Genomic DNA, 15777 nt, shown 5'->3' with positions numbered 1-15777 from the left:
TATAAACTAATTTTTCACTACTACTTATAAAGCAAAAATGGAGTCTGACAATTGTCAGACTCCATTTTTTTGTCAAGCTAAAACACTGTCAGCGTTATTACTTAATCGTGAAGTTTGTTCCACCGATTTTATAACCTTCTGAATAAAGTTCAACGCTGTATTTACCAGGACGGAACTGAGATGTGTTGTCATACAACATTTCCACTTTCTGGTTGTTGTTCTGGTATGCTACTGATTCACGTGTTGTGAATTTCGATGGCGCACCGTCAACTTCAAATTCTCCTGAACCAGTAGCATCGTCTGCTACCACGGCTCCCTGTGGATCCAAAACTCTCACGTAGATATCTTTCGATTCCTGTGCAGTAAGTGCGTTTTCAGGTAGGTTGAAAACCAATTTCAGTTTATCAACACGTTTTGCTTTATACTCTTCTTTATCCTTCACTTTGCCTCTTGAATTCACCGTCAAAACTTTGATGTTTTGCGCTTTAAGGGCAGCTGCCTGACTAACTTTTGCAGATAGTTCTTTGTTGGCAGCAGTAAAAGTTACAACGGAATCAGTAAGTTCAGCCTGGCGTTGGACGAGTCTCTGACGCTCGTTTGTCAACGTTCCTACGTGTGTGCTTAGTGAATCATTTGATGCTACCAGATGTTCATTTTCTAATCTTAACTGAGCGATAACCTCATCTTTTTCAGCAAGGAACTTTTCGTACTCCTTAATTTTGCCAAGGTATTTGTTTGTTTCAACCTTGTTGCTTCTACGGAATGCGAGCTTATCCTTTTCAAGTTGCTCTTTAACTTTGGTAAGTTCCGAAACATCTCCGCCTAGTTTTTCGATCTCTGCAATTTTCGCATCAAGTACTGTCGAAATTGAATCAAGTTTTGTTTTGGTTAATGCCAATTCTCTGGCTTTTTCCACCACCAATGATTCCTGCTGTGTCAATTCACTTTTCTGCGTAGTGAATAGATAGCCAAACATGGCCGTTGCTAGCCCAAGGACAACTACCATTGCCCACGCTATTGTCTGCTTGTTTTTCTGTTCTGGTTGCATTGAGAATAGGTTTATTTTAATTGTGTAATGTTTGATTTATTTAGATTTCAGTTAAACTCTGAACCCTTTATTACCAATATCATTCCCCAACTTTTTGAGCATCTTCAAAAATCTCGCAGCCACGTAAAACCTAATTCTACAAAACAAAAAAAACGCCATTACAGCGTTTTTAAGCATATTTAATAAAATAAATTATAATAATAATGTTTTTTTTACCAGTTTTATACTTACCATAAACCCCTTAAATTTCTGGGTACGGCATACACAAATTAGGGTAAAATAGGACAATATGGAATAATATCCGCCTAGTAACTTACCTGTGCATTGATATTAAAATCCTTCTGGTCCATCATGGCAAGTTTCTGATATCCTTTTATCGAATAAGACATCAGGCGCCACTGATTCGAATGGCTGGCACAATGCATCTCGATATTCTTTTCGGAACTGTACAACTTATTCTCCGACCGAAGCTGCGCCTGAATGGATACAGGATTTCCCGATACTTTATCCCGTTGTATTTTCAAATAGCGGACAGGCAGATTTTCCGTCGCTTTCAATGTATAGATCACCGTAAGGGAGTCCGGTTTTTCCACGACATAACTTTTACTGTACGCCGGCTTGTTGATGTCCGACTGAACAAATAATTCCAGTTCTTTTTTCCAGTCAACATTCTTGGTCGACCTTTCCTCTTTTTTACCGGCCACGCCCATTTGTTTGCTTACCGTCGGTTTTTGTTCCGATAAAAAAGCGATCTGCGTTTCGATAAATCCTTTAACGTCATAGTAACTTTTTTTGTCAGCCGGTTTGTCTTTTGGCTGATCGCAACCTGTCAAAAATAAGAAACTTATTATCGACAGGCATTTAATAAACTGATTGCAAGAACGTTGAATCGTAAGATCTAAAAATCCGGTATTCATATTTTTTAAGTAGCCAGCACAATGGTGAAAATCCACGGGAAAGACCCGTACAAAAAATCAGAGAGCCTGATCCAGACTCTCTGACAAAAATAACACCTTTTATACTTGTATAGTTTACAGAATGCTTTCGCCAGTCATTTCTGCCGGTTTGGCAACACCCATCAAATCCAGAATTGTTGGTGCCATATCGGCCAGTTTCCCGTTTTTGATTGTTTTTTGATAATCATTATCAACCAAAATACAGGGTACCAAATTGAGCGAATGGGCCGTATTAGGTGATCCGTCGTCGTTGGCCATGTAATCCGAATTACCGTGGTCAGCAATGATGATCGACGTATAACCATGTTCCAGACCGGTTGTTACAACAGCCTGTACACATTGATCCACCGTTTCACAAGCCTTTACCGCCGCTTCAAAAACACCTGTGTGACCAACCATATCCGCGTTGGCAAAGTTCAGACACACGAAATCAACCTCTTCCTTGATCAGTTCAGGCACAATCAAATCACGAAGTCCGAATGCAGACATTTCAGGCTGAAGGTCATACGTCGCTACTTTCGGAGACGGACTTAACAAACGGCTTTCACCTTCAAATGGTTTTTCACGGCCACCTGAGAAGAAAAATGTAACGTGCGGATATTTTTCCGTTTCAGCAATACGGATTTGTTTTTTACCCGCTGCCTCCAATACTTCTCCCAAAGTATTGTTCAGGTTATCCTTATCAAAAATGACCGATACGCCCGTGAAGGTATCGTCATAGTTTGTCATCGTGATGTAACGCAGATTCAGTTTGTGCATATTCTGCTCGTGGAAATCCTGCTGCGTAAGTGCTTCGGTGATCTCGCGGCCACGGTCTGTACGGAAATTGAAACAAACGACTACGTCATCTTCTTCGATAACTGCCACCGGCGAACCGTCTTCTTTTACCGCAATGATTGGCAGAATAAATTCGTCCGTCACACCTGCTTCGTAAGATTCCTCCACAGCGGCCAAAATACCACCTGCCTTAACATGTTTGCCTTCGCCAAGCACCATGGCGTCATAAGCCAGTTTTACACGCTCCCAGCGCTTATCACGGTCCATTGCATAATAACGGCCGGTTACGCTGGCAATCTGCCCGGTTGACGCAGCCATTGTTTCTTCAAGCTCGGTAAGGAAACCGAGGCCACTTTTAGGATCCGTGTCACGACCGTCCGTAAAAGCATGCACAAAAACATTGCTCAAACCTTTATCAGCCGCAATTTTACACAAACCTTTTACGTGATCGATATGCGAATGCACGCCGCCATCGGATACAAGACCGATAAAGTGTACCTTCTTATTATTTTCCTTCGCAAAAGTAAGGGCATCTGCCAATACCGGCTCGTTGGCCAGAGTTCCGGAAGAAACCGCAAGATTAATTTTTACAAGATCCTGATACACGACACGGCCAGCGCCCAGGTTGGTATGCCCCACTTCGGAATTACCCATTTGTCCGTCTGGCAAACCTACCGCAAGACCGCTTGCTTCCAGTTTACTATGCGGGTATTTCGTTAAGATACTGTCATAAAATGGCGTACGCGCAGCCAAAATAGCTGAACGATTTTCTTCTCCGGCTTTGGCAATTCCCCAGCCGTCCATGATGATAAGGATTACTTTTTTTCCCAATTTCGTATTTGTTTAAAAATGCTACTGTATATATTTCAAAAATCCGGCGGTAAACAAAGGTTATCCGTTTGACGCCAGACTGTGTTTTTCAATTAAAAAATCCAGAAATGCAGTTCCGCTTCGTTTCACAATTCCGTAGACATCGTCGAAGGCCGAAAGTTCTTCATAATAAGGATCGGGAACAATAACCGCGTCCCCTCTTTCAGGATCGAACATCCTGTATAAATATAACTGATCTTCGGGCAAATAAAATCCATGGGCGCGAAAGCTCTCCTTTCGAATATTTTCGAAATTAGACTCATCCATAGCCACAATGTAATTGAAATTGATAAAATCTTCGAAGGAAAGCTGTCTGGCCTGATGCGTCAGGGTAAGGCCGTTTGCCGAAGCCACTTTTCGCATACGTTTATCGGGCAAACTTCCAATGTGATAAGCTCCCGTGCCCGCCGAGTCGCATTGAATCAGGTGATCAAGCCCTTTTTGTTTGACAAGATCTTTAAAAACACCTTCTGCAATCGGGGAACGGCAAATATTTCCCAAGCAAATAAAGAGTACGTTAATCAAAGTGCAGTGGTAAGTAAACAGTTTTAGAGTGAACAGGATTGCCGGAGAGTCTGTTTGCTCTGTTATAAGGAAATGGTCCGATCTGTTACCGGCGCTTTATTTCCTATTCCTCCTTCCGGCTTTCGATGGGTTGATTGTTTTCATCCACAATGACATAAACATCCTCATGTGGCTTTCGCATATAATATTCTTCACGAGCCCATTTTTCAAGCATTTTGGGATTTCCAAAAACTTCGTTACGCTCGCGCACTACCTTTTTTATTTTGTCTTCGAGTATGCTTTTTTGTTTTTCAAGCTCTTTCATTTTGACACGGTTGGACAAAACTACTTTGAGGTTATTGTTATCCAAAAACAAAATCCACACCAGCCATACCACAAAAGTTGCCGTATAGAATTGTCGCATGGATTGCAGAAGCCAGTAAGATTTGTTCTTTAAATCGGTCATGCTGGGAAAACAGAAAACCGGAGCCATAAGCTCCGGTTTCATTATACTAAAATTAGAATTTCAATCCTGGGAAGTATGCGCTTTCGCCCAATTCTTCTTCGATACGAAGAAGTTGGTTGTATTTCGCCATACGGTCAGAACGTGAAGCAGAACCAGTTTTGATCTGTCCTGTGTTCAACGCTACGGCAAGGTCAGCAATGGTAGAATCCTCAGTTTCGCCAGAACGGTGAGACATGATGGTTTTATAGCTGTTTCTCTTAGCAAGATTAACGGTATCGATTGTTTCAGTCAATGAACCGATTTGGTTTACTTTAACCAAAACAGCGTTAGCGATCTGAGACTCGATTCCCTGCTGCAAACGTGTTACGTTTGTAACGAATAAATCGTCACCTACCAATTGACATTTTTTACCAACTGATTCCGTAAGTGTTTTCCAACCTGCCCAGTCATCTTCGTCCATACCGTCTTCGATAGAGATAATAGGGTATTTAGCAACCCACTGAGTCCAGTAGTCAGCCATTTCAGGAGAAGTCAATTTACGTCCGTCTGATTTTTTGAAGTGATAGAAACCATCTTCGTAGAATTCAGAAACAGCTGCATCCATCGCAATGAAGATATCTTCACCTGGTTTGTAACCTGCTTTTTCAATCGCCTGAATAACGATTTCAATCGCTTCTTCGTTTGATTTAATGTTTGGTGCAAATCCACCTTCGTCACCAACATTCGTAGAGTATCCTTTGCTTTTCAATACGGTTTTCAAAGTATGGAATACTTCAACACCCATACGAAGCGACTCAGAGAAAGTATCCGCCTTCGCAGGAAGGATCATAAACTCCTGGAAATCGATTGAATTATCTGCATGGCTACCACCGTTCAGAATGTTCATCATTGGAACAGGAAGTGTGTTTGCATTCACACCGCCGATGTAACGATACAATGGAAGACCGGCTTCCTGCGCAGCCGCTTTAGCAAGCGCTAAAGAAACACCAAGGATCGCGTTAGCGCCAAGCTTGCTTTTGTTTGGCGTACCATCCAATTCAAGCATTATTTTATCAATCAGGTTTTGTTCGAAAACAGAAGCGCCGATCAATTCAGGGAAAATGATCTCATTTACATTTTCAACAGCTTTCAAAACTCCTTTTCCAACATATACATTTTTGTCGTCATCGCGAAGCTCAACGGCTTCGTGCTTACCGGTTGATGCACCAGAAGGCACCGCAGCGCGTCCTAAATAACCATTTTCGGTACGAATATCTACTTCTACTGTAGGGTTTCCTCTTGAATCCAGAATTTGTCTTGCATGTACTGACTGAATCGTACTCATTTGCAGCTTTGGGTTTGATTTGAAATGGATATATTAACGGTACAAAATAACACAAAAAAAATGTCATACGTGAGTCGACAATCTATTTTAAAGTAAATTTACATTATCATAGAATTAAATTTAAAAACATGAAAAGTATTCTCATATCATTTCTAAGCATATTGCTAACCGCTTCTGCGGGGCTGGCTCAGACTCAGTTATCCACCAATGACTTCCAAAACAAGCTGAATGCAACCAAACAAGCGCAATTATTAGATGTAAGAACGCCGGAAGAATATAAACAGGGACATTTGGAAAAAGCCGAAAATATCGATTACAAAAATGCCGCGTTCCAAGAACAGGTAGAAAAACTGGATAAAAATAAACCAGTTTTTGTTTACTGCCTTGCGGGCGGCAGAAGTGCGGCAGCGGCCAAAGTTTTGCATGAGAAAGGTTTTACCAACGTTTATGACATGCAGGGTGGTTATTTAAAATGGACATCCACCGGCAAATTGATCGATGCGCCGAAGGACGCCTCCGCCGCCAATAAAGGAATGAGCAGCGCAGTTTTTAAGAAACTGATCAGTTCGGAGCAATTGGTGATGGTTGACTTTTACGCGCCCTGGTGCGCACCATGTATCAAAATGCTGCCAACCGTGCATAAACTGGCCGAAGAGTATAAGTCCAAAGCGAAAATTGAAACGATCCATTACGATCAGAATAAAGCCCTTGCAAAGGAGCTTGGCATTGATGAAATCCCCGCGTTTCTTTTCTACAAAAATGGCAAGCTGATACTGCGCAAAAATGGCCTGATGGAAGAAGCCGAATTCAGGAAACTGATCGAGCAGCATCTTTAAAACGCCTGAAACAAAAAATCCCTCAGAAATTAAATTCTGAGGGATTTTTTGTTGTCTATATATCCGGTTTATACTTCCGCTAACAGCTTCGTAAAATCATCGAACAGATACCGTGAATCGTGCGGACCAGGTGACGCTTCCGGGTGATATTGTACCGAGAAAGCAGGATAATCCTTACGACGAATTCCTTCAATCGTTTTGTCATTCAGGTTCACATGGGTAATTTCCACATCAGGATGGTTCTCAATTTCATCCGGATTCACTGCGAAACCGTGATTTTGTGAAGTCACCTCGCACATACCTGTGATCAGGTTTTTAACCGGGTGGTTCAAACCGCGGTGTCCGTGGTGCATTTTGTAGGTGTTGATGCCGCTTGACAAAGCCAGCAACTGGTGCCCCAGACAGATACCGAACAACGGCTTACCTGTTTTCACCATTTCGCTTACTGTTTCCACAGCATAAGCCATCGCCGACGGGTCTCCAGGACCGTTTGAGATAAAGAATCCATCCGGGTTCCAGTCCATCACTTCTTTGAAAGAAGTTTTAGCAGGGAACACCTTGCAATAACATCCGCGTTGCGTAAGGTTATTCAAAATGCTCTTCTTGATCCCGTAATCCATGACCGCAATTCTCCACTTACTTTCGGTTTCAGCACCTATAAAGTATGGATTTTCCGTCGTTACCTGAGAAGATAATTCCAGACCGTCCATGGAAGGTATTTTATGCAACTCGTCCATCAACTCTTTTTCATCCAGAATCTGAGATGATATGATGGCATTCATTACGCCCTTTTCACGTACGTGGCGCACAATGTGTCTTGTATCCACATTGCTTACCCCAACGATCTTCGCTCTTTCGAAATACTCCTGCAAAGAGAAATCCGCCGTGTCGCGTGAGTAAATTGTCGAGAAAGTGTTACACACCATCCCTCTGATCTTAACCGAACTCGATTCTTCCTCGTCTTCCAGCTGAACACCGTAATTTCCAATGTGGGAATTGGTGTTCACTATGATTTGTCCAAAATAGGAAGGGTCAGTATAAATTTCCTGATACCCCGTCATTCCGGTGTTAAAGCAGATCTCGCCACCGGTTGTGCCGTCTATCCCCAAAGCTAACCCTCTATATGCTGTTCCGTCTTCCAACAGTAATAAAGCCTCTTTTTTTTGATTCATATATGGTTAAATCGATTTGCTATTTGTAACATTCTCACAGTTAAACCAGTTCAAATTTAAGGGTGAGAAATAGGCATCTTTTATGTTTAATAATTTCGCACTGCAAAATTATATAATTTCAGTCATAAAAAAGGGTTAAACGAAAACGTTCAACCCTTTTTCAATAAACTTAATACAATATGAACGTAATCTTATTCACTGTCGCGACCTCCGATTAATTCATCTTGCAAAGTCTTTAATTCATCCCATTTACCGTCAGCAGCAAGTTGTGCTTGTGCAGGCCATGTTTCCGGGTTATGAATTGCATATTGGTTACCAGCGTTATCAAGGATTTCGCGGATAGCTTCTGCCGTAGAAGATGCCAAAAGAGCGAAAGTTGTGATTCCGGCTGCGTTAAGCACATCAGCAATTTTCGGGCCGATACCTTCAACTTTAGCAAGATCATCACCTTCAGCAACCGGAGCCTCTTTGCTTGCAGCAGCTGCTACAGGCTTAACAGTTTCTTCCGATCCTTCCTTTTTACCACCACGACGGCTACGACGTGTTTTCACAGGCTTATCTGCGTTAGCAAGAAGTAATGCGTCGTTGAAATCTACAAGTTCCATTAAAGCTACCTCAGCAGCATCACCCAAACGGTTTCCCAATTTGATGATACGTGTATAACCACCTGGACGATTAGCGATTTTGTCTGAAACAGTTCCAAAAAGTTCTTTTACTGATTCTTTGTCGTTCAGGTAACCAAAAGCAATACGACGATTGTGTGTAGTATCTTCTTTGGCACGAGTCAACAAAGGCTCAACAAACTTTTTAAGTTCTTTCGCTTTTGCAAGCGTTGTTTCAATTCTTTTGTGAAGAATCAACGAGGAAGCCATATTCGAAAGCATTGCTTTTCTGTGTGAATGCGTTCTTCCCAGGTGATTTACTTTTCTTCCGTGTCTCATTTTGTTTTTGTTTAGTTGCTTCGAGCTGCGCACTGCTACGCGCTACAGAATACAGACTTATTATGGAATTTATTTTATTCTTCGTCCAAACGATATTTGGCAACATCCATTCCAAATACGAGTTGTTTGTCAGCAACAAGTTGCTCCAACTCTGTTAGAGATTTTTTACCGAAGTTACGGAACTTCATCATGTCCGAAATCTCAAGTCTTACTAGATCACCCAAAGATTTCACGTCAGCTGATTTCAAACAGTTGTATGCACGAACTGAAAGATCCAATTCAGACAATGAAGTTTTAAGCAATTTCCTCATACGCAACATTTCCTCATCAACCTGATTATCTTCTTCAGCTTTCTGTTTCTCAAACGTCATTGTTTGATCAGAGAATAGCATAAAGTGTTGAATCAAGATATTCGCAGCTCCTTTCAGTGCGTCTTCAGGGTGGATTGACCCGTCAGTCTGAATATCTATCAAAAGGCGTTCGTAATCGGTACGTTGTTCAACACGCGTATTTTCAACGCTGTATTTCACATTTTTGATCGGCGTGTAGATCGAGTCCATTGCGATGTATCCGAAAGGCAATTCATTTGCTCTTGGCTCATCCGCAGGAACGTATCCTCTTCCTTTATCCAACAAAAGTTCCATTTCGAACTCCTTGTTGTCGTCAATATGACAAATTACTTGATCAGGATTTAAAACTTCGAAAGCGCTGGTAAACTTGCTGATGTCACCGGCAGTAATCACCGAAACATTTTTAAGGTTAACAACAATTCTGCTTTCGTTTAAATCCGATACTTTTTTAAATCGAACCATTTTAAGATTCAGGATGATTTCTGTTACATCCTCAACAATACCTTCAATGGACGAAAATTCATGAAGCACCCCAGGGAACTTCACGCTCGTGATGGCATAGCCTTCCAAAGATGAAAGTAGAATCCTGCGTAACGCATTACCGATTGTTACGCCATACCCTTTCTCTAAAGGCTTAAACTCAAACAACCCGTGAAAGTCGTCTGCTTTTTCCATGACGACCTTATCAGGCATTTGGAAAGCTAATATTGACATAGTCCTTGCTCCTTTTATAGTAGTAAATGATAGTTGATCACGCTACCGTTACCTTTGCGATCGCAAATATTGCCGTTTTTCGGCTACAAGCACGCTCCATAGATGAAGCGTGCTCATAAATTTTGAAGATTATTATTATTTCGAGTACAACTCAACGATAAGTTGCTCGTTGATATTTTCTGGAATTTGTTCGCGGTCAGGGAAAGTTACAAACTTACCTGAAAGCTCCTGTCCATTCCATTCCAACCAGTTAAAACCTTTAGAACTGTGGCCAGCCAAGCTATCCGTAACAGCTTCAAGAGATTTAGATTTTTCACGTACTGTAACTACTTGTCCAGGACGCAAAGAATACGAAGGAATATTAACCAGTTCTCCGTCAACAAGGATGTGTTTGTGAGAAACCAACTGACGCGCTGCACGTCTTGTAGGAGCAATACCTAAACGATAAACAGTGTTATCAAGACGGGCTTCGCAGAAACGAAGTAAGTTTTCACCGGTAAGACCTTCTTTTACAGACGCTTTTTCGAATAAATTACGAAACTGTCTTTCAAGAATACCGTAGATAAACTTAACCTTTTGCTTTTCCATCAATTGTAAAGCGTATTCCGATTTTTTGGAACGACGACCCTTTCCGTGTACTCCGGGAGGGTAATTCTTCTTTGCAAGTGCCTTACTTGGGCCTAAGATAGGTTCTCCGTAGCGTCTTGCAATCTTGGATTTGGGACCTGTGTAACGAGCCATTTGATACTAATTGTTTGTAAAGTTAATGATAACCATTCTGTAACCCCAGTGTCCAAATTACGAATGAAGGAATCATTGATATAAAAAATAAACTAAACTCTTCTTCTTTTCGGAGGACGACATCCGTTGTGCGGAAGTGGAGTAATATCACGGATTGTGGTTACTTCAATTCCTGCATTTTGAATCGTACGAATTGCCGACTCACGACCTGAACCAGGTCCTTTAACAAAAATTTCAGCTTTACGCATTCCAAGGTCAAACGCTACCTGAGCACAGTTTTGTGCCGCAGTCTGAGCTGCGTAAGGCGTGTTTTTCTTAGAACCACGGAATCCCATTTTACCAGCCGAAGCCCATGAGATCACCTGTCCATTGCTGTTAGTAATCGAGATGATGATGTTGTTGAAAGAAGCTCTGATGTGTACCTGACCCACCGACTCTACTACAACCACTCTCTTTTTTGCCTTGTCTTTTCTTTTATTTTGTGCCATTGCTTATGGAATAAGATGTGGCTGTTACACCACACTCATTGTTTATTTAGTAGCCTTTTTCTTGTTCGCGATTGTCTTGCGTTTACCCTTACGAGTACGAGAGTTATTCTTGGTTCTCTGTCCGCGCAATGGCAATCCTTTACGATGACGAAGGCCACGGTAACAAGCAATATCCATTAAGCGTTTGATACTCAATTGAACCTCCGACTTTAGTGCTCCCTCAACTTTATATTCGCCTGCAATCACAGAACGAATAGCCCCTGACTCTTCATCTGTCCAGTCAAGTACCTTTTTATCCAGATCCACACCTGCTTTGCCCAGAATTTTCTTCGCAGTACTGCGACCAATTCCAAAAATGTAAGTTAAGGCAATTTCGCCTCTTTTACGGTCGGGGATATCAACTCCTGAAATACGTGCCATAATTTATTAACCTTGTCTTTGTTTATACCGTGGGTTCTTCTTATTAATTACATAAACCTTACCCTTCCGGCGTATGACTTTGCAGTCTACACTGCGTTTTTTAACTGATGCTTTAACTTTCATCTTACTTATTAGTTATTTCCTAAACCAATCTATTCAAACTCTTAGCTTATTTGTATCGATATACAATTCTAGCTTTCGATAAGTCGTATGGAGACATTTCAAGCTTTACACGGTCTCCAGGTAAAATTTTAATATAGTGCATCCTCATTTTACCTGAAATGTGTGCGATAACCTCGTGCTTATTTTCCAATACTACACGAAACATTGCATTAGAGAGCGCTTCTAAAATTACTCCGTCTTGTTCAATTGATGCTTGTTTTGCCATTCGTAGCTTTTATTACTTTACTTCAACCATTAGGCTGGTATTCGCCGTGACTTGTTCTATATAATCAAAAGTAGTAAGAATTTCGGCTTTTCCTTTACGTACCACAACAGTGTGTTCAAAGTGAGCTGAATACTTGCGGTCTGTTGTCCTGATCGTCCAACCATCTTTTTCCTGCATGACAGACTTAGTGCCTAAGTTAATCATCGGTTCAATAGCCAAAACCATCCCTTCTTTCAACCGCAAACCTTTACCTCGTTTTCCGTAATTAGGAACCTCAGGGCTTTCATGTAGTTCTCTTCCAACCCCATGACCTACAAGTTCCCGCACCACGGTGTAACCTCTTTCTTCACAATAATGCTGTACCGCGTAACCGATATCACCTATTCTAAATCCGTCAACCGCCTGCTCGATGCCTTTATAAAGAGACTTCTTGGTAGCAGTTAAAAGATCCATTACTTCCTTTGATACTTCACCCACAGGGTAAGTGTAAGCACTGTCGCTGTGAAATCCGTTTAGCTTAACACCACAATCAATTGAAACAATGTCTCCGTCTTTCAGTTCGTAGTTGCCGGGAATTCCGTGTACTACAACTTCATTTACAGACATGCAAAGAGAAGCAGGGAAATTATTAAAGCCTTTAAACGAGGGGATACCTCCGTAGCTTCTGATATAATCCTCAGCAATGATGTCAAGCTTTTTGGTGGTGATACCTGGTTTTACCCATTGGGCAACTTCGGCATGTGCCTTACCCAAAACCTGGGCACTTTGCTTGATGAGGTTTATTTCCTCCTCTGTTTTCAAATAGATCATTTACAAATCAGATAGCAACACTTTCAGTCCTACCTTTTACACGTCCCGATTTCATAAGACCTTCATATCTGCGCATCAAAAGGTAACTTTCAACTTGCTGCAATGTATCCAGAACAACACCGACCATAATCAGTAACGATGTTCCTCCGAAGAAGTGAGCAAAGTCGGTCGATACACCTGCAAGACTTGCAAACGCTGGCAGCGTAGCAACAATGGCAAGCATAATTGCGCCCGGGAAAGTAATACGGTCTAAGACAGAACTGATATATTCCGAAGTTTGCTGACCAGGTTTAACACCCGGGATAAAACCGCCTCCTCTTTTCATATCATCTGCAATTTGCTGCGGGTTAACCGAGATTGCAGTGTAGAAGAATGTGAAAACGATGATAAGGAAAGCAAACAACAAATTATATTGCCAGGTCGTATAGTTTGCAAAAATGGTAGCAACATTGCTCGCAAAGTCACTCTTTTCTGCAAAATACGACGCACCCAGCGAAGGTATGAACATCAACGCCTGAGCGAAAATGATCGGCATTACACCCGCTGCGTTCAGTTTCAACGGCAGGTATTGACGCTGGCCACCCATAACGCGGTTACCAACTACCTGTTTTGCATACTGTATCGGAATACGACGTACTGCCTGTGTCAACATAACAGCGCCCATAATTACAAAATACAAGGCTACAATTTCTAAAACGAAAAGCAAGATTCCCCCACTTCCTCTTGAAGAAAATTCTTTAAGTATCGCACCCGGGAAACGGGAAACAATACCAATCATAATCAACATCGAGATACCGTTCCCTACACCTTTATCCGTAATACGCTCTCCCAACCACATGCAGAACATGGTTCCGGCTGCCAGAACAAATACAGACGATATAGAAAACAAGCTCCGTGAAACCAATAAAGCTTCGTCAGGAACAGTGGTATTCAAATAAGCTGTTCCCTGAACTAATGTAACAACAATCGTAAGGACCCTAGTAATCTGATTTAACTTCTTGCGCCCGGATTCTCCTTCTTTTTGCATCTTCTGGAAATACGGCAAGGCCATAGTCAGAAGTTGAATCGCAATGGAAGCAGAAATGTAAGGCATGATACCCAAAGCAAAGATGGAGGCTTTACTAAAAGCTCCACCTAAGAAGGTATCAAGAAGACCTAATAAACCCTGTGATGAAAAATTCATCTGATCCGGTTCTACACCAGGCAAAGCTACATAAGACCCTAAACGGAATATTGTTATAAACAAAAGAGTGTTGAGAATTCTAGTTCTCAACTCCTCAATCGAAAATATATGTTTTATCGTCTCAAAAAATCGTTTCATGTTATGGGGCTTACATTATCTGTTTCGATAATCAAACATACACGGTTTAGAACTGAACCAACAAGGTTACAATTTAACGGCTTTACCACCTGCTTTCTCAATTGCCTCAATTGCAGAGGAAGAAAAACCATTCGCCTGAACTTCAACAGCAGCTTTAATTTCGCCGCGGTTAAGGATCTTAACAAGGTCTTTTTTCGCGCAAAGTCCGTTTTCACGGATCAGCTCAAGTGTAATAACAGTAGCATTCGTTTTTTCAACAAGAGCCTGTATCGCATCAAGATTCAATGCTTTGTACTCCACTCTGTTAATGTTGTTAAAACCGAATTTAGGCAAACGACGTTGAAGGGGCATCTGACCACCTTCAAAACCTACCTTACGGCTATAACCAGAACGAGACTGGGCTCCTTTATGTCCACGTGCAGAAGTTCCGCCTAAACCGGATCCCTGACCACGTCCGACACGTTTTCCGACTTTAACGGATCCAGCTGCCGGTTTTAATGAACTAAGATTCATACTTTTAGTATTTATTAGATTTCTTCAACTAAAACTAAGTGACTTACCTTACGGATCATACCCGCAATGGCGTCGGTATTTTCCTGCTCAACCGAACGGTTAATCTTACCCAAGCCTAAAGCCTGGATCGTTAACTTTTGTCTTTCCGGACGATCGATAACACTTTTAATTTGTGTAATACGTACTCTTGACATAATTACTCTCAGATAAAGGATAATCCCCTAAAGGATTATCCGTTGAATACTTTGTCCAATTTAACTCCACGTTGGAAAGCAACCTGATGAGGAGCTCTCATTTTCAGAAGAGCGTCAATTGTCGCTTTAATAACGTTGTGCGGGTTCGAAGAACCTTTTGACTTCGCAAGGACGTCTTTGATACCAGCACTTTCAAGAACGGCACGCATAGGACCACCTGCAAGTACTCCTGTACCAGGAGCTGCTGGTTTGATCAAAACAAACCCGCCGCTGAATTTACCTTCCATCGCATGAGGAACAGTGTTTTTCAACATTGGAATCTGAATCAAATTCTTCTTAGCATCATCAATTCCTTTGGCGATAGCATCTGTTACTTCATTTGCCTTACCTAGTCCATGACCTACCACACCTTTTCCGTCACCCACAACCACGATGGCAGAGAAACTAAAACGACGACCGCCTTTTACTACTTTTGCAACCCGATTGATCGCTACTACGCGTTCTTTCAGATCCGATTCGTTAACCTTTGAAGGTTTTGTATTTGTAGACATAGTCTTTGCTTATTCTTAGAATTTCAGGCCACCCTCGCGAGCTCCTTCGGCCAATGCTTTAACTTTACCATGGTACAAATATCCGTTACGGTCAAATACTACCGCTAGAATACCTGCCGCCTGCGCCTTTTCGGCAATCTTCTTTCCAACAAGCAGAGCTGCCTCTACGTTAGAATTTTCTTTTCTATCACCAAGGTCAAGTGTCGAAGCACTTACCAGGGTTACTCCTTGAATATCATCAATGATTTGAGCATAGATGCTAGTGTTTGAACGGAAAACCGAAAGACGGGGACGTTCAGCACTACCTTTCACTTTCTTACGAATGTGATATTTAAGGCGTTGTCTTCTATCTACTTTTGAGGTAGCCATTTTAAATCTTATCTAAACTTAGTT

At 41.7% G+C, this 15777-nt stretch carries 21 protein-coding genes; 1 reads left to right on the top strand and 20 read right to left on the bottom strand.

Annotation, left to right across the window (positions count from 1 at the left end; all coding sequences use genetic code 11):
• Positions 1-97 precede the first annotated feature (97 nt).
• From RB622_RS09130 to eno, 6 genes are all read right to left on the bottom strand, one after another.
• Positions 98-1048: a hypothetical protein gene (locus tag RB622_RS09130; protein ID WP_308046240.1), complete on the bottom strand. Its 951-nt coding sequence runs from the start codon at positions 1046-1048 to the stop codon at positions 98-100.
• A 305-nt stretch (positions 1049-1353) separates the two neighbouring features.
• Complete coding sequence (locus tag RB622_RS09125) at positions 1354-1881, bottom strand: hypothetical protein (RefSeq protein WP_308046239.1); 528 nt, start codon at positions 1879-1881, stop codon at positions 1354-1356.
• Between the two features lie 198 nt (positions 1882-2079).
• Positions 2080-3612: a 2,3-bisphosphoglycerate-independent phosphoglycerate mutase gene (gpmI, locus tag RB622_RS09120; protein ID WP_308046238.1), complete on the bottom strand. Its 1533-nt coding sequence runs from the start codon at positions 3610-3612 to the stop codon at positions 2080-2082.
• Positions 3613-3672: 60 nt separating this feature from the next.
• A complete protein-coding gene (locus RB622_RS09115; protein WP_308046237.1) occupies positions 3673-4176 on the bottom strand; it encodes a low molecular weight protein-tyrosine-phosphatase in 504 nt (167 codons plus the stop codon).
• 103 nt (positions 4177-4279) lie between these two features.
• A complete protein-coding gene (locus RB622_RS09110; RefSeq protein WP_308046236.1) occupies positions 4280-4663 on the bottom strand; it encodes a septum formation initiator family protein in 384 nt (127 codons plus the stop codon).
• A gap of 10 nt (positions 4664-4673) precedes the next feature.
• The gene (gene eno, locus RB622_RS09105; protein ID WP_308046235.1) at positions 4674-5945 is read right to left on the bottom strand and encodes a phosphopyruvate hydratase; all 1272 of its coding nucleotides are present in this window, start codon (positions 5943-5945) and stop codon (positions 4674-4676) included.
• Positions 5946-6073: 128 nt separating this feature from the next.
• Here eno and RB622_RS09100 point away from each other — a divergent pair, with 128 nt between their 5' ends.
• Positions 6074-6781 (top strand): thioredoxin domain-containing protein, encoded by a 708-nt coding sequence (locus RB622_RS09100; RefSeq protein ID WP_308046234.1) that lies wholly within the window; start codon positions 6074-6076, stop codon positions 6779-6781.
• 68 nt (positions 6782-6849) lie between these two features.
• Here RB622_RS09100 and carA read toward each other — a convergent pair whose 3' ends face one another.
• The 14 genes from carA to rplR form a co-directional block, all read right to left on the bottom strand.
• On the bottom strand, positions 6850-7953 hold the full coding sequence (carA, locus tag RB622_RS09095; protein ID WP_308046233.1) for a glutamine-hydrolyzing carbamoyl-phosphate synthase small subunit: 1104 nt from the start codon (positions 7951-7953) through the stop codon (positions 6850-6852).
• A gap of 191 nt (positions 7954-8144) precedes the next feature.
• Complete coding sequence (gene rplQ / locus RB622_RS09090; RefSeq protein WP_308046232.1) at positions 8145-8894, bottom strand: 50S ribosomal protein L17; 750 nt, start codon at positions 8892-8894, stop codon at positions 8145-8147.
• A gap of 74 nt (positions 8895-8968) precedes the next feature.
• Positions 8969-9958 (bottom strand): DNA-directed RNA polymerase subunit alpha, encoded by a 990-nt coding sequence (locus RB622_RS09085; protein WP_090341206.1) that lies wholly within the window; start codon positions 9956-9958, stop codon positions 8969-8971.
• A 135-nt stretch (positions 9959-10093) separates the two neighbouring features.
• Positions 10094-10699 (bottom strand): 30S ribosomal protein S4, encoded by a 606-nt coding sequence (rpsD, locus tag RB622_RS09080; protein ID WP_254562810.1) that lies wholly within the window; start codon positions 10697-10699, stop codon positions 10094-10096.
• A 92-nt stretch (positions 10700-10791) separates the two neighbouring features.
• On the bottom strand, positions 10792-11187 hold the full coding sequence (gene rpsK, locus RB622_RS09075) for a 30S ribosomal protein S11 (protein WP_159469528.1): 396 nt from the start codon (positions 11185-11187) through the stop codon (positions 10792-10794).
• A gap of 42 nt (positions 11188-11229) precedes the next feature.
• Positions 11230-11607, bottom strand: coding sequence for a 30S ribosomal protein S13 (rpsM, locus tag RB622_RS09070; RefSeq protein WP_308046231.1), 378 nt, complete (start codon positions 11605-11607; stop codon positions 11230-11232).
• A 6-nt stretch (positions 11608-11613) separates the two neighbouring features.
• On the bottom strand, positions 11614-11730 hold the full coding sequence (rpmJ, locus tag RB622_RS09065) for a 50S ribosomal protein L36 (RefSeq protein WP_090341197.1): 117 nt from the start codon (positions 11728-11730) through the stop codon (positions 11614-11616).
• Positions 11731-11776: 46 nt separating this feature from the next.
• On the bottom strand, positions 11777-11995 hold the full coding sequence (gene infA / locus RB622_RS09060) for a translation initiation factor IF-1 (RefSeq protein ID WP_090341195.1): 219 nt from the start codon (positions 11993-11995) through the stop codon (positions 11777-11779).
• 12 nt (positions 11996-12007) lie between these two features.
• Positions 12008-12805 (bottom strand): type I methionyl aminopeptidase, encoded by a 798-nt coding sequence (gene map / locus RB622_RS09055; protein WP_308046230.1) that lies wholly within the window; start codon positions 12803-12805, stop codon positions 12008-12010.
• A gap of 7 nt (positions 12806-12812) precedes the next feature.
• Positions 12813-14126, bottom strand: coding sequence for a preprotein translocase subunit SecY (gene secY / locus RB622_RS09050; protein WP_308046229.1), 1314 nt, complete (start codon positions 14124-14126; stop codon positions 12813-12815).
• Positions 14127-14192: 66 nt separating this feature from the next.
• The gene (gene rplO / locus RB622_RS09045) at positions 14193-14639 is read right to left on the bottom strand and encodes a 50S ribosomal protein L15 (protein WP_308046228.1); all 447 of its coding nucleotides are present in this window, start codon (positions 14637-14639) and stop codon (positions 14193-14195) included.
• A 14-nt stretch (positions 14640-14653) separates the two neighbouring features.
• The gene (rpmD, locus tag RB622_RS09040) at positions 14654-14833 is read right to left on the bottom strand and encodes a 50S ribosomal protein L30 (protein WP_308046227.1); all 180 of its coding nucleotides are present in this window, start codon (positions 14831-14833) and stop codon (positions 14654-14656) included.
• 35 nt (positions 14834-14868) lie between these two features.
• Positions 14869-15384, bottom strand: a complete 516-nt coding sequence (rpsE, locus tag RB622_RS09035) for a 30S ribosomal protein S5 (RefSeq protein WP_090341189.1) — start codon at positions 15382-15384, stop codon at positions 14869-14871.
• 15 nt (positions 15385-15399) lie between these two features.
• Positions 15400-15753: a 50S ribosomal protein L18 gene (gene rplR / locus RB622_RS09030; RefSeq protein WP_308046226.1), complete on the bottom strand. Its 354-nt coding sequence runs from the start codon at positions 15751-15753 to the stop codon at positions 15400-15402.
• Between the last annotated feature and the right edge of the window lie 24 nt (positions 15754-15777).

Origin of the sequence: Dyadobacter sp. LHD-138 (assembly GCF_030929615.1) — a bacterium.
Classification (GTDB): Bacteria; Bacteroidota; Bacteroidia; order Cytophagales; family Spirosomataceae; genus Dyadobacter.
Note: the sequence above shows the minus strand (reverse complement) of the source record. Positions and strands in the feature narration are given on the sequence as shown.